The organism is Mycobacterium sp. DL440, assembly GCF_011745145.1.
Taxonomy (GTDB): Bacteria; Actinomycetota; Actinomycetes; order Mycobacteriales; family Mycobacteriaceae; genus Mycobacterium.
The window spans coordinates 1,419,486-1,432,391 of record NZ_CP050191.1 but is presented as its reverse complement, the minus strand read 5'-3'; the positions used below and the strand labels follow the sequence as shown (position 1 = coordinate 1,432,391).

General features: G+C 66.9%; 13 protein-coding genes. 5 read left to right on the top strand and 8 right to left on the bottom strand.

What is annotated here, in order from left to right:
* Positions 1 to 27 precede the first annotated feature (27 nt).
* Together HBE63_RS07095 and HBE63_RS07090 are read right to left on the bottom strand one after the other, a co-directional pair.
* Complete coding sequence (locus tag HBE63_RS07095) at positions 28 to 1,413, bottom strand: aspartate aminotransferase family protein (protein ID WP_166904121.1); 1,386 nt, start codon at positions 1,411 to 1,413, stop codon at positions 28 to 30.
* Positions 1,414 to 1,426: 13 nt separating this feature from the next.
* Positions 1,427 to 2,929 (bottom strand): CoA-acylating methylmalonate-semialdehyde dehydrogenase, encoded by a 1,503-nt coding sequence (locus HBE63_RS07090; RefSeq protein ID WP_166904120.1) that lies wholly within the window; start codon positions 2,927 to 2,929, stop codon positions 1,427 to 1,429.
* 113 nt (positions 2,930 to 3,042) lie between these two features.
* On the opposite strand from HBE63_RS07090, the gene HBE63_RS07085 reads away from it, so the two are divergent.
* Genes HBE63_RS07085 through HBE63_RS07070 form a run of 4 tightly spaced genes read left to right on the top strand, consistent with a single transcriptional unit; the run spans position 3,043 to position 7,288 of the window.
* Positions 3,043 to 4,647, top strand: coding sequence for a PucR family transcriptional regulator (locus HBE63_RS07085; protein ID WP_166904119.1), 1,605 nt, complete (start codon positions 3,043 to 3,045; stop codon positions 4,645 to 4,647).
* 26 nt (positions 4,648 to 4,673) lie between these two features.
* Positions 4,674 to 5,060, top strand: a complete 387-nt coding sequence (locus HBE63_RS07080; protein WP_166904118.1) for a DUF2237 family protein — start codon at positions 4,674 to 4,676, stop codon at positions 5,058 to 5,060.
* 19 nt (positions 5,061 to 5,079) lie between these two features.
* Positions 5,080 to 6,555: a YdiU family protein gene (locus tag HBE63_RS07075; protein ID WP_166904117.1), complete on the top strand. Its 1,476-nt coding sequence runs from the start codon at positions 5,080 to 5,082 to the stop codon at positions 6,553 to 6,555.
* 28 nt (positions 6,556 to 6,583) lie between these two features.
* The gene (locus HBE63_RS07070) at positions 6,584 to 7,288 is read left to right on the top strand and encodes a dienelactone hydrolase family protein (RefSeq protein ID WP_166904116.1); all 705 of its coding nucleotides are present in this window, start codon (positions 6,584 to 6,586) and stop codon (positions 7,286 to 7,288) included.
* Here the strand turns inward: HBE63_RS07070 and HBE63_RS07065 are convergent.
* The 5 genes from HBE63_RS07065 to rplS form a co-directional block, all read right to left on the bottom strand.
* Positions 7,275 to 8,477: an amidohydrolase gene (locus HBE63_RS07065; RefSeq protein WP_166909482.1), complete on the bottom strand. Its 1,203-nt coding sequence runs from the start codon at positions 8,475 to 8,477 to the stop codon at positions 7,275 to 7,277. The two genes, HBE63_RS07070 and HBE63_RS07065, sit on opposite strands and share 14 nt — an antisense overlap.
* Before the next feature lie 68 nt (positions 8,478 to 8,545).
* A complete protein-coding gene (locus HBE63_RS07060) occupies positions 8,546 to 8,851 on the bottom strand; it encodes a DUF2469 domain-containing protein (RefSeq protein WP_003881082.1) in 306 nt (101 codons plus the stop codon).
* Positions 8,848 to 9,633: a ribonuclease HII gene (locus tag HBE63_RS07055; RefSeq protein ID WP_166909480.1), complete on the bottom strand. Its 786-nt coding sequence runs from the start codon at positions 9,631 to 9,633 to the stop codon at positions 8,848 to 8,850. Before HBE63_RS07055 ends, HBE63_RS07060 begins: the two co-directional genes overlap by 4 nt.
* 22 nt (positions 9,634 to 9,655) lie before the next feature.
* Positions 9,656 to 10,531 carry a signal peptidase I gene (gene lepB, locus HBE63_RS07050; RefSeq protein ID WP_208301317.1) on the bottom strand — a complete coding sequence of 292 codons (876 nt, stop codon included), beginning with the start codon at positions 10,529 to 10,531 and terminating at the stop codon, positions 9,656 to 9,658.
* A gap of 67 nt (positions 10,532 to 10,598) precedes the next feature.
* The gene (gene rplS / locus HBE63_RS07045) at positions 10,599 to 10,940 is read right to left on the bottom strand and encodes a 50S ribosomal protein L19 (RefSeq protein ID WP_166904114.1); all 342 of its coding nucleotides are present in this window, start codon (positions 10,938 to 10,940) and stop codon (positions 10,599 to 10,601) included.
* Between the two features lie 326 nt (positions 10,941 to 11,266).
* On the opposite strand from rplS, the gene HBE63_RS07040 reads away from it, so the two are divergent.
* Positions 11,267 to 12,223, top strand: coding sequence for a serine hydrolase (locus HBE63_RS07040; RefSeq protein ID WP_166904113.1), 957 nt, complete (start codon positions 11,267 to 11,269; stop codon positions 12,221 to 12,223).
* Here the strand turns inward: HBE63_RS07040 and trmD are convergent.
* The gene (gene trmD / locus HBE63_RS07035) at positions 12,220 to 12,903 is read right to left on the bottom strand and encodes a tRNA (guanosine(37)-N1)-methyltransferase TrmD (protein ID WP_166904112.1); all 684 of its coding nucleotides are present in this window, start codon (positions 12,901 to 12,903) and stop codon (positions 12,220 to 12,222) included. The genes HBE63_RS07040 and trmD overlap by 4 nt on opposite strands.
* Positions 12,904 to 12,906 lie beyond the last annotated feature (3 nt).

Here is a 12,906-nt window from a genome sequence, read left to right as displayed (position 1 = left end):
CACGGCCGGGCCGTTCGGGGTGAAACGTCAGTGGGTGTGCTGATCGGCGACGTCGAACGCCTTGTCCAGGATCGCCAGGCCCTCGCGCGCCTCCTGCGCGGTGACGTTGCACGGCGGCACCACGTGGATCCGGTTGTAGTTGGCGAACGGCAGCAAGCCGTTGGCCTTACATGCACCGATCACGGCGGCCATCGCCGGGCTGGAGCCACCGTAGGGCGCCAACGGCTCCCGGGTCTGCTGATCGGCTACCAGCTCGACGGCCCAGAACACCCCCGCGCCGCGGACCTCGCCGATGCTGCGATGCTTGGCGGCCAACTCGGCCAGGCCGGGTGCCAGCACCTCGGCACCGATCGTGGCGGCGTTCTCGACCATGCCCTCGTCGGCCATCGCGTTGATGGTGGCGACCGCGGCTGCGGTGGCCAGCGGGTGACCGGAGTAGGTGAGCCCGCCGGGGTAGGCCCGGTGCGCGAACGTCTCGTAGATGGCCGGGCTGATCGCCACCCCACCGAGCGGAACGTAACCGGAGTTCACGCCCTTGGCGAAGGTGAGCAGATCGGGCACCACATCGAAATGGTCGATGGAGAACCACTTTCCGCTACGACCGAAGCCGGCCATCACCTCGTCGGCGATGAACACGATGCCGTAGCGATCGCAGATCTCCCGCACCCCGGCCATATATCCGGGCGGGGGGACCATGATGCCCGCGGTGCCCGGGATCGACTCCAGGATGATCGCGGCGATGGTGGTCGGACCCTCCATCTGGATCAGCTTCTCGAGGTACTCCAGAGCGCGCTGGGATTCCTGTTCCTCGGTTTCGGCGTGGAACGACGAGCGGTACAGGAACGGCCCGTTGAAGTGCACCACCCCGGCGTTGCCGTGGTCATTGGACCAGCGCCGCGGGTCACCGGTGAGGTTGATCGCGGTGTCGGTGCCACCGTGGTAGGAGCGGTACCGCGACAGCACCTTGTAGCGGCCGGTGTGCAGGCGGGCCATGCGGACCGCATGCTCGACCGCGTCGGCGCCGCCGTTGGTGAAGAACACCTTGTTCAGCTCACCGGGGGTGCGCTCGGCGATCAGCCGGGCCGCCTCCGAGCGGGCCGCGTTGGCGTACTGCGGGGCTACCGTGCACAGCTTGGCGGCCTGCTCGGCAATGGCGGCAACAACTTTCGGGTGCTGGTGACCGATGTTGGTGTTGACCAGCTGGGAGGAGAAGTCCAGCAGGCGGTTGCCATCACCGTCCCAGACGTACGAGCCCCGGGCGGCGGTGATCGTCATCGGCGAGATCTCCTCCTGCGCCGACCAGGAGTGGAACACGTGTGCGCGGTCGAGTTCATAGGCCCGCGCGGCCTCGGCCTTCGCCGCGTCGACGGTCAACCCGTTGGGCAGCGCGGCGGACTCTTGAATTGCAGTCATGAGTGGAATTCTCTCACTTGTTCTCGGGGAACCCGAGGTTGATGCCCCCATGGCTGGGGTCCAGCCAGCGGGTGGTGATGGCCTTGGTCCGGGTGAAGAAGTGAACGCCCTCTGCACCGTGCGCATGGCTGTCACCGAACAGCGATGCCTTCCAACCGCCAAAGCTGAAGTAGGACATCGGAACCGGGATCGGCACATTGATGCCGACCATGCCGACCTCGACCTCGTTCTGGAAGCGCCGCGCGGCACCGCCGTCGTTGGTGAAGATCGCCGTGCCATTGCCGTAGGGGTTGTTGTTGATCAACGCAAGAGCCTCGTCGTAGGTCTCAACCCGCAGCACCGACAACACCGGGCCGAAGATCTCATCGGTGTAGACGCTCATCTCCGGGGTGACGTTGTCGAGCAGGGTCGGGCCCAGCCAGAAGCCACCCGAATCCCGTTGGCCCGTCCCGTCCAGGACGGTGCGGCCGTCGACCACAACCTTCGCACCGTCGGCCTCGCCGGCATCGATGTAGGAGGCCACCTTGTCGCGGTGGACCTTGGTGACCAGCGGACCCATGTCCGAATCCTTGGTTCCGTCACCGGTTTTGATCGTGGCGGCGCGCTCGGCGATCTTGGCCACCAGATCGTCGGCGATCGGGCCGACGGCCACCGCGGCCGAGATCGCCATGCAGCGCTCACCGGCGGAGCCGAAGCCGGCATTGACCATGGCGTCGGCGGCCAGATCCAGGTCGGCGTCGGGCAGGATCACCGCGTGGTTCTTGGCCCCGCCCAGGGCCTGCACGCGCTTGCCTGCCGCGGTGGCGGTGGCGTAGACGTACTGGGCGATCGGGGTGGAGCCGACGAAGGAGATCGCCTTGATCTTGGGGTTGGTCAGCAGCTCGTCGACCGCGGTCTTGTCACCCTGCAGCACGTTGAACACGCCTTCGGGCAGACCGGCCTCCGCCCACAACCGGGCCATCCACAGCGAGGCGCTGGGATCCTTCTCCGAGGGCTTGAGCACCACGGTGTTACCCGCGGCGATGGCGATCGGGAAGAACCACATCGGCACCATGGCCGGGAAGTTGAACGGCGAGATGACACCGACCGGGCCCAGCGGCTGCAGCACGGAGTGCACATCCACGTTTGTCGAGGCGTTCTCGGTGAATCCGCCCTTGAGCAGACTTGGGATGCCGCAAGCGAACTCGACGACCTCGAGGCCCCGGCTCACCTCGCCGAGGGCATCGGAGAGCACCTTGCCGTGCTCGGCGGTGATGAGCGCGGCCAGCTCCTCCTTGCGGGCGTTGAGCAACTCCCGGTAGGCGAACAGCACCGAAGTGCGCTTGGCGAGCGACGTGTCACGCCAGGCCGGGAAGGCCGCCGCGGCGGCGTCGATCACCGCACGCGCGTCATCCACGCTGGCCAGTGCGACCTCACCAGTCACCGCTCCGGTGGCCGGATTGGTTACCGGGGCAGTGGCGGTCGACGTCCCGGCAAAGTCCTTGCCGTCGCGCCAGTGCTGGATGACATTGCTCATGGGGTGCGAACCTTCCTGTGGCATTGGGGTACGGATATAACTGTGAGCCACCAACAGCAACCCAGGCGCTGTCATCTTGTAAGTATGGTCAACTTGTTCATTACACTTTGTAAATGATCCCGACCGTGCGTGACGTCATCGCGCTCCCGGTGGTGCAGGCCGGCGAACCTGAGGTACTCAGCGCGCAACAACTGGATCGGACGGTGCGCTGGGTCCACGTCAGCGACATGCCGGATCTCGCCGGCCTGCTGCAGGGCGGCGAGTTGGTGCTCACCACCGGCGCCGCCCTACGCGATGCACCCCGCGACTACCTACGGCGGATGCAACGTGCCGGCGTCGTCGGCGTGGTGGTCGAATTGGGCACCCGCATCGAGTCGCTTCCCGACGCCGTCGGCGAGATGGCCCAAACCCTCGGTGTTGCGCTCGTGGTGCTGCATCGGGAGACCAAGTTCGTCGAGGTCACCGAGGCGGTGCACCGGCTCATCGTGGCCGACCAGTACGAGGAACTCGAGTTCGCCCACCGCACCCACAAGACTTTCACCGAGTTGAGCATGAAGCGCCCGTCGATCGCGGACATCGTGCGCGCAGCGGCGGAGATGATCGACGAATCGGTGGTGCTTGAGGATCTGTCGCGCCAGGTGCTGGCGATCTCGCCCCGCAACGAGCCGGCCACCACGGTCCTGGCCGACTGGCAACGGCGGTCCAGGGCGATGACCGAACCGTGGGCCACCACCGCCGTCGGCCCTCGCGCCGAGGAGTGGGGCCGGCTGATCGTCCCGCGCTCCCCGGCTGCGCCGGCCAAGACCAAGATGGTCCTGGAACGGGCCTCGCAAGCGCTGGCGCTGCACCGGATGGCCGAGCGCGGCCGGTCCGGTCTCGAGCATCAGGCCCAGAGCGGGTTGATCGACGACGTCCTGGGTGGGCGGATCGCCGACGACCGAGACGCCGACGCCCGCGCCCTGGCTCTCGGCCTGCGGGCCACCGGGCCATATCTGCCGGCCACTGTCCGGGTGGGTGCGCCACCCGACCGGCTCGATCCGGTCGGCACGCAACGTCGCAACATCCGGATCCTCGATGCGGTCGTTCACAACGTGAAAGCCCAAGGGCACAGCGCAATCTGCTCGATCCGGCGGGACGGTGAGATCGGCCTGGTGCTGGCACTGAATCCTCGACGCGGGTTCAGCGCCGATGCCACGCTCAGCCGCCTGGCCGGGGGCTGGCGAGAGGCCATCGACCGTGGCGGCGACACCGACAAGGTCGTGGTCGCGATCGGCAGTGGTGCTGTCGCGTTCGCCGATGCCGTCCATGGGTTGCGGGAAGCGGCGCACGTGGCCGAGGTTGCGGCGTCGATGCCGGATCTGGCCCGCCCGTTCGTACGCGCCTCGGATGTCCGCTTGCGCGGATTGATCACGCTGCTGCTCGACGATCCGCACGTCCAGACGTTCGCCGAAACCGAACTCAAGGCCGTTCTGATCCACGACGCCGATCAGGGCACCGATGATCTGGCCGTGCTCCGCGGTTACCTGGAACTCACGGGCAACAAGTCCGCACTGGCCAAACGCCTGCACATGAGCCGCCCCGCGCTCTATGGCCGGCTGGCCTCGATCGAACGCCGGCTCGGCGTCAATCTCGACGACGGCGAATCGATGACGTCACTGCACGTGGCACTGCTCGTGCTCGACGCGCAACGCAGCGCGGCCCCGCCGCCACCACGCTGAGCCATCCGGGGACCCATACTGATCCGATGGCTGATCGCAATGTGTTGGGTGGCCCGCTGGAGGAATGCGGCACCGACCCGCTGACCGGCTTCTACCGCGACGGGTGCTGCTCGACGGGCGATGCCGACGAGGGCAGGCACACCATCTGCGCCGTCGTGACCACCGAATTCCTCGACCACCAGCGGTCGATCGGCAACGACCTGTCGACCCCGGCGCCGCAATACCGGTTCCCCGGCCTCATGCCCGGGGACCGCTGGTGTGTCACCGCGCTCAACTGGCTGCGCGCACATGACGACGGCAAGGCAGCCCCGGTGGTGTTGGCCGCTACCCATGAACGCACCCTGGACGTGGTGCCGCTCGACGTGCTTCAGCAGTACGCCGTCGACGTGCCCGACGACCTGGGCAGCCTCTGACGCTCCGTACGCTCGAGGCGTGAGCGTCGCACCTGATACGGCAGTCGTACTGGACAACCGCTTCGCCCGTGCCCTGCCCGAGATGGCCGTCGCATGGCAGGCCGAGCCGGCCCCCGCACTGCGGTTGCTGGTGCTCAACGAGGAGTTGGCGGACGAACTGGGCGTCGATGCCTCCTGGCTGCGCAGCCCGGACGGCCTTGGCCTGTTGTCGGGCACCGTCGTTCCCGACGGCGCCACCCCGGTCGCCCAGGCCTATGCCGGGCACCAGTTCGGCGGGTACGTCCCCCGCCTGGGTGACGGCCGCGCGCTGCTGCTGGGTGAGTTCGTCGGCGCCGACGCCCGTCCCCGCGACCTGCATCTCAAAGGATCGGGACGCACCCCGTTCGCCCGCGGTGGTGACGGCCTGGCCGTCGTCGGGCCCATGCTGCGTGAGTACATCGTGAGCGAGGCGATGCACGCCATGGGCATCCCCACCACCCGCGCCCTGGCCGTGGTGGCCACCGGGCGGGACATCCGGCGCGAAACCTTGATGCCCGGAGCGGTGCTCGCCCGGATCGCCGCCAGTCACCTGCGGGTCGGCAGCTTCCAGTACGCGAGCGCCCATGCCCAGGCCGTCGGAGACATCGCGCTGCTGCGCCGACTTGCCGACCACGCCATCGCACGCCACCACCCGGACGCGGCCAGCGCCGAGAACCCGTACCTGGCTCTGTACGAGGGAGTGGTCGCGGCGCAGGCCACGCTGCTGGCCCAGTGGATGCTCGTCGGGTTCGTCCACGGCGTAATGAACACCGACAACATGACCATCTCCGGTGAGACCATCGACTACGGGCCGTGCGCCTTCATGGAGACCTTCGACCCGGCAACGGTATTCAGCTCGATCGACCATGGCGGCCGCTACGCCTACGGCAACCAGCCGACCGTGGCCGCGTGGAACCTGGCCCGCTTCGCCGAAACCCTGCTGCCCCTGCTCGCCGACGACGGAGACCAGGCCGTCGAATTGGCCACCCGAGCGCTGCACGGCTTCGGGCCGCAGTTCGACGCGGCGTGGTCGGCCGGGATGCGCGCCAAACTCGGGCTGCCCACCGATGTCCGGGACGCCAGCGCCCAGGCCCTCGTCGAGGAACTCCTGACGCTGCTGCAACAAAGCCAGGCCGACTACACCTCGTCCTGGCGCGCGCTGGCCCGGGCCGCGCACGGCCACAAGGCCGACCAGGACGGGGCGTTGTTCGATCAACCCGGTTTCGACGAGTGGCTGCGACGCTGGTTGCAGGTGAACCCCGACGCCGAAGCGATGGACCGGGTCAACCCCATCTACATTCCCCGCAATCACCTGGTCGAGGAGGCGTTGACCGCGGCGACCGCTGATCATCTGCAACCCCTCCAAGACCTCATGGGTGCGCTCGCGGCGCCCTACGACGAGCGCCCAGGGCTCGAGCGATATGCCGCACCGGCGCCCGCCGACTTCGGCACCTACCGGACGTTCTGCGGAACCTGACGCGCCCGGGACGGCTACCCTCGGTCGGGTGACGACGATCACGATGGATACCCCAGCCGGCCCCATCGACGCTCTGCTCAGCCTCCCCAGCGGCGAAGGACCGTGGCCCGGGGTGGTGATCATCCACGACGCGATCGGCTACGCCCCCGACAACGAGGCGGTCTCCGAACGCGTCGCGGCCGCCGGCTATCTCGCGCTCACACCGAATCTCTACGCGCGCGGCGGTCGGGCCCGGTGCATCACCCGGGTGATGCGGGAATTGATGACCCAGCGCGGCCGGGCGCTCGACGACATCCTGGCCGCTCGCGATCATCTGCGTGCGCACCCGCAGTGCACCGGGACCGTCGGCATCGCGGGTTTCTGCATGGGCGGCCAGTTCGCGCTTGTGCTGGGCCCCAAAGGATTCGGCGCCGCCGCACCGTTCTACGGCACCCCGCTGCCACGGGGACTCGCCCAGACTTTGGACGCGTCGTGCCCGATCGTGGCCAGCTTCGGCCACCGCGATCCGTTGGGCATCGGCGCGCCCGCCCGCCTCCAGCGCGTCGTCGACGACAAGAACATCCCGGCCGACATCAAGGTGTACCCCGACGCCGGGCACAGCTTCGCCAACCAGTTGCCCGGGCAGTCGTTTCTGCGGATCACCGGCTTCGGCTACAACGAGGCCGCCACCGCCGATGCCTGGTCGCGGGTGTTCGCCTTCTTCGACGAGCACCTGGCGGCTAAAGCCAACTGAGGCCGGCCACCACCAGCGCCTCGGTACCGGTGTCCAGGGTCGGCTGGAGTACCGGGGCGAACCGCGGTGAATGGTTCACCGGTATGTCCACGCGAGCGCGATCGGCGGCCACCGCCGCGCGGAAGGTCTCCCCGTCGATGCCGCCGAAGCCCCAATAGGTGTAGGGCGCTCCCAGCGCAGCCGGGATGTCGCTGAAGTCTTCACTGGCCGACCCGGCCGGCATGGTCTGCGCCCGGTCACCGAAGTACTCACTGAACGCGGCCTCGACACGAGCCGTCACCGCATCGTCGTTGACGGTCAGCGGAAAGCTCTCGTACAACGCGAATTGGGGATCTCGCGGGGAGTCAGAAGCCTGGCACTCGGCGATTACCACGCGCCGGATCGCGGCGAGCACCGCGGTGCGCACCGATTCGTCGAAGGTACGCAGGTTGAGTTCGAGTACTGCGTGATCGCCGATGACGTTGCCCTTGGTCCCCGACTGAATGCTGCCGACGGTCAGTACGACCGTCTGGCTCGGATCAACCTCGCGGGACACGATGGTCTGCAAGCGGATGACGATCATCGATGCCAGCACCACCGGATCCACCGTGGCCTGTGGCATCGAACCGTGCCCGCCACGGCCGTAGACCGTGATACGCAGGCTGTCGGCCGCAGACAACACCGGGCCGCTGCGGGTCCGCAGTTCCCCGGCCGGCACCGGAAAAACGTGCTGGGCCAACGCCACATCGACCGGGCCGACGACATCGGCCAGACCGTCATCGACCATGCCGCGGGCTCCATCGCCGACCTCTTCGGCGGGCTGGAACACCGCAATCATGGTGCCACGCCAGTGATCCGTGGCGTGGGCGAACAATTCCGCCGCACCCAGCAGACACGTCACGTGGACGTCATGACCACAGGCGTGCATGACCCCGTCGCGAGTGCTCGCGTACGGCAGCACCGTTGCCTCCGTCACCGGCAGCGCGTCCATATCCGCGCGCATCAGCACCCGGGGGCCGTCGCCGTTACCAAGAACACCGACCACACCGGTTCCACCGACACCTTCGTGGACGGTCAGCCCGGACTGACGCAGGCGCTCGGCCACCACCCCGGCAGTACGTTTTTCCTGATGCGAAAGTTCGGGATTCTGATGCAGACTGCGGTACAGCGGCTCCTGCCACGTGCGGACCTCGGGCAAGCGCGTCAGCACCGCGTCGGCGCGACGGCGAATATCGTCCCCGGTAATGACCTTCGCCACCGCTCGCCCCCTGTCCGCCGCTACTCCGGCAACCGCAATTCGGGCTTTTCGACCTCTTCGATGTTCACGTCCTTGAACGTGATGACCCGCACCTGCTTGACGAACCGGGCCGGACGGTACATGTCCCATACCCAGGCATCGGCGAGCCTCAACTCGAAATAGACCTCGCCCTCGGAGTTACGCGGAATCAGCTCCACACTGTTGGCCAGGTAGAACCGGCGCTCGGTCTCGACGACATAGCTGAACTGCCCGACGATGTCCTTGTATTCGCGGTAAAGCGAGAGCTCCATCTCGGTTTCATACTTCTCGAGATCCTCGGCGCTCATCTGGTGTGCTGTCCTTCTCGTTGTACTGATGCCCTGTCGACCATCTTTGCGTACGCCACTTCAGCATGCCGCATTGGTGCCACATCCCGTCGCACGTCTGTCATCTCAGCGGCCCGCCGCACATCTGCCGTCTCTGCGGCCCGCCGCACGTTCACATACGAGTGGCGGTGCTCCGAACACGGCCCCAACTCCGTCAACGCCGCGGAGTGCGCGGGCGTGCTGTACCCCTTGTGCTCGGCGAACCCATAGCCGGGATGGTGCTGCTCCATCTCGACCATCAGCCGGTCCCGGCTGACCTTGGCCAGCACGCTGGCCGCTGCGATACAGGCGGCCGCGGCATCTCCCCCGATCACCGGCAAGGAGGGCACTGCCAGGCCCGGAACCCGGAACCCGTCGGACAACACATATCCGGGGCGCAGGGACAGTCCCGCCACCGCACGCCGCATGCCCTCGATATTGGCCACGTGAACACCGAGGCGGTCCACCTCATCGGACGGGATGAACACCACGTGATAGGCCAGCGCATACCGGCGAATCAGGGGAAACAGCCGCTCCCGCTCCCGCTCGACCAGCTTCTTGGAATCGTCGAGAGAGGCCAGGCTGTCCATCCGGTTGGGACCGAGCACACACGCCGCCACCACCAGCGGTCCCGCGCAGGCCCCGCGGCCTACCTCGTCTACCCCGGCGACCGGGCCGAGGCCGTTGCGATACAGCGCTGATTCCAGGGTGCGTAGTCCGGATGACCTCCGGATCACCGTGCGAGGCGGCCACGACGTCTTCACCGCTGGCGGCACAGGGCAGCTCCTAGGAGTCGGTCTGTGGGTTCACGCCATTGATTCCGCCCCACCGGGACGGTGGCCAGGCGATGAACCGTGCCTTTCCGATCACATTCTCCACCGGAACGGTGCCGGCCATCGGATCGCCGGTACACAACAGGCCTTTTTGCCCGTCGGCGGGCAGATTGCTGCAGTGGAACCGTGAATCGGCCGAATGAGTCCGATTGTCGCCCATCACCCACAACCGGTCGGGCGGGATGCTGACCGGACCGAACTCAGGGCCCAGGCACGGATAGATTCCGGGGTCGGCCATCATGGTGGCCGGGTCCAGATAAGGCTCGTTCAGCTGTTTACCGTCGACTGTCAGACCGGAATCGGCACGGCACTGCACCGTTTGGCCGCCCACTGCGATGATGCGCTTGACCAGGTCGTTCTCATCCGGCGGCACGAAGCCGACGAACGAGAGGGCGTTCTGCACCCAGCGGATCGCGGTGTTGTCCGACCGGATCGACTTATAGCCGATGTTCCACGACGGCGGGCCCTTGAAGACCACCACATCGCCGGGCTCCGGCTTGGAGAACCGGTAAGTGACCTTGTCGACCATGATCCGGTCACCCACGCAGCCGGCACAGCCGTGCAGCGTGGGTTCCATGGATTCCGACGGAATCAGATACGGACGCGCGATGAACGTCAGCGTCACGTAATAGAGCACCAGGGCGATGGTCGCCAGAATGGCGATTTCGCGGGCCGTGGAGTGCTTACCCTTGGGCGACTCGTCCTCGGATGCGTCCTGCGAGTCGTCCTCGGACGCGTCCGGAGACTGCTCTGAGCCAGAGTCGAGATGCGGATCGGATTCGATGCTGCCCTCCGAACGCGCGTCGGCAGAGTCGGTGGGTCCGGTCACAGGCACCACAGTAGCGAGCGTCGTGACCGGTCCCGCGACGAGAGCATCGTCAGGCGGAGCAACGCGCTCAGCGCTTTTCCTTGATCTTCGCCTTCTTGCCACGCAGTTCGCGCAGGTAGTAGAGCTTGGCGCGACGCACGTCACCACGGGTCACGACATCGAGGTGATCGACGTTGGGCGAATGCACCGGGAACGTGCGCTCGACGCCGACGCCGTAGCTCTCCTTACGCACGGTGAAGGTCTCGCGGATACCGCCGCCCTGGCGACGGATCACGACGCCCTTGAAAACCTGGATGCGCTCCTTCGAGCCCTCGATCACCTTGACGTGAACGTTCACGGTGTCGCCGGGGCTGAAGGTCGGGATGTCGTCGCGCAGCGACGCCTGATCGACGAAGTCCAGCGTGTTCATCGGTGACACTTCCTTGTTGTTCGCTGCTCCGGGTAGGCGCGGACAATTCGCGCAGCCGAAGCTATTTTCGGGTGTATCGGGTTGCATCTCGCAGCTGAACACGGACAAGCCGCGGCCCAGCCCTGCGCAGACAACTGCTCAATTGTGCCAGATGGGTCCCCATACCGTGAAATCCGGCGGGTCGGTCCATCTTTGTGCCCCGACTACTGCACCATACTGCGAGCGCCGCTAACGACGCGGGCCACAAGATGAACGGTTAGGCTTCATCCACCGATGCGCCGGTCCTGCAGAGCCCATCGGATCTTGTTGACGGTTCAAGGAGGACCATGCGACGGCGGCCGTCGAAACTGAAGATGGCGAGCGCAACCAGCGTGACCGTAGTGGTCGCCATGGCCGTCGTCACCGCTGGCTGCGAAGCCCGCGTGTACGGAACTCCCCCAGTCCCGGCCGGTGCACCGCAGCTGACCGTCGTCGTTCCCCAGGGTGGCATGGCCCCGCTGCCCGAGGCATCGCCCGGCGAACCCGCCGCATCCTTCAAGGGAATCGAGGACCGCGCGCAACAGGCCACCGAGGACGCGGCCGACGCCGGCGCCGACATCACCGTGCTGGTCCTCGACCGCAACACTGGGCAGCTGGTGTCCAACGGAAACGGAACCACCATCGCCATTGCGTCGGTGGTGAAGTTGTTCATCGCCGACGATCTGCTTCTGCAGGAGGCCAATGGCCAGACCGTCCTCAGCCCCGAGGACCGCGAGAACCTCGACGTGATGCTGCGGTCGTCCGACGACAGCGCCGCCGAGGTCTTCTGGTACCGCAGCGGCGGCAGCGCGATCGTCAACCGGGTGGCTGCCCGCTACGGCTTGGGCTCGACGCGGCCACCGAGCGACGGGCGGTGGTGGAACACCATCAGCACCGCGGCCGACCTGGTGCGCTACTACGACATGATGATGAACGGCAGCGGCGGTCTGCCCGCCGAACAGGCCAACGTCATCCTGTCCAACCTCGCCCAGTCCACGCCGGACGCCATCGACGGCACGCAACCGGGCGGAACCTACCCCCAGCGATTCGGCATCCCCGAAGGCCTTTACGCCGAACCGGTCGCAGTCAAGCAGGGATGGATGTGCTGTATCGGTTCGGACTGGATGCATCTGTCGACCGGTGTGGTCGGTCCTGACCGTCGTTTCATCATGGTGATCGGCTCACTTCAGCCCACCAATGCCGCCACTGCACGCGACACCATCACCGCCGCCGTCAAGACGATGTTCCCCGGCGGCCGGATCTAGGGTTCGTCGAGCAAGTCCGGCCTGCGCTCGCGCGTGCGCTGCAGCGACTGCTCATGCCGCCACGCCGCGATCTTGGCGTGATCCCCCGACAGCAGCACATCGGGCACCTCCAACCCGCGCCAGCTCTGCGGACGGGTATAGCTGGGCCCTTCCAGCAGGCCGTCGGAATGCGAGTCCTGTTGGTGTGATGCGGGATTACCCAATACATCGGGCATCAACCGGACCACCGCCTCGATCATGACCAGCGCCGCCGACTCGCCCCCGTTCAGCACGTAGTCACCGATGGAAACCTCTTCGACCCGCATCCGGTGGGCGGCATCGTCGGCCACCCGCTGGTCGATCCCCTCGTACCGCCCGCACGCGAAAACCAGGTGCGACTCCGCACTCCAGCGCTCGGCAACGGCCTGGGTGAACGGGCGCCCCGCCGGGGTCGGCACGACCAGAAGGGTTTGCTCAGAACAAATTTCGTCGAGCGCCTCGCCCCAGACTGGCGCTTTCATGACCATCCCCGGTCCGCCGCCGTACGGCGAGTCGTCCACCGACCGGTGCACATCACGGGTCCAGTTCCGCAGGTCATGCACGGCGACAGAGAGTATTCCGGCGTCAATCGCCTTGCCCGGCAACGCCTGCCGGATCGGATCGAGGTAGGCCGGGAAGATGGTGAGGACATCAATGTGCACAGT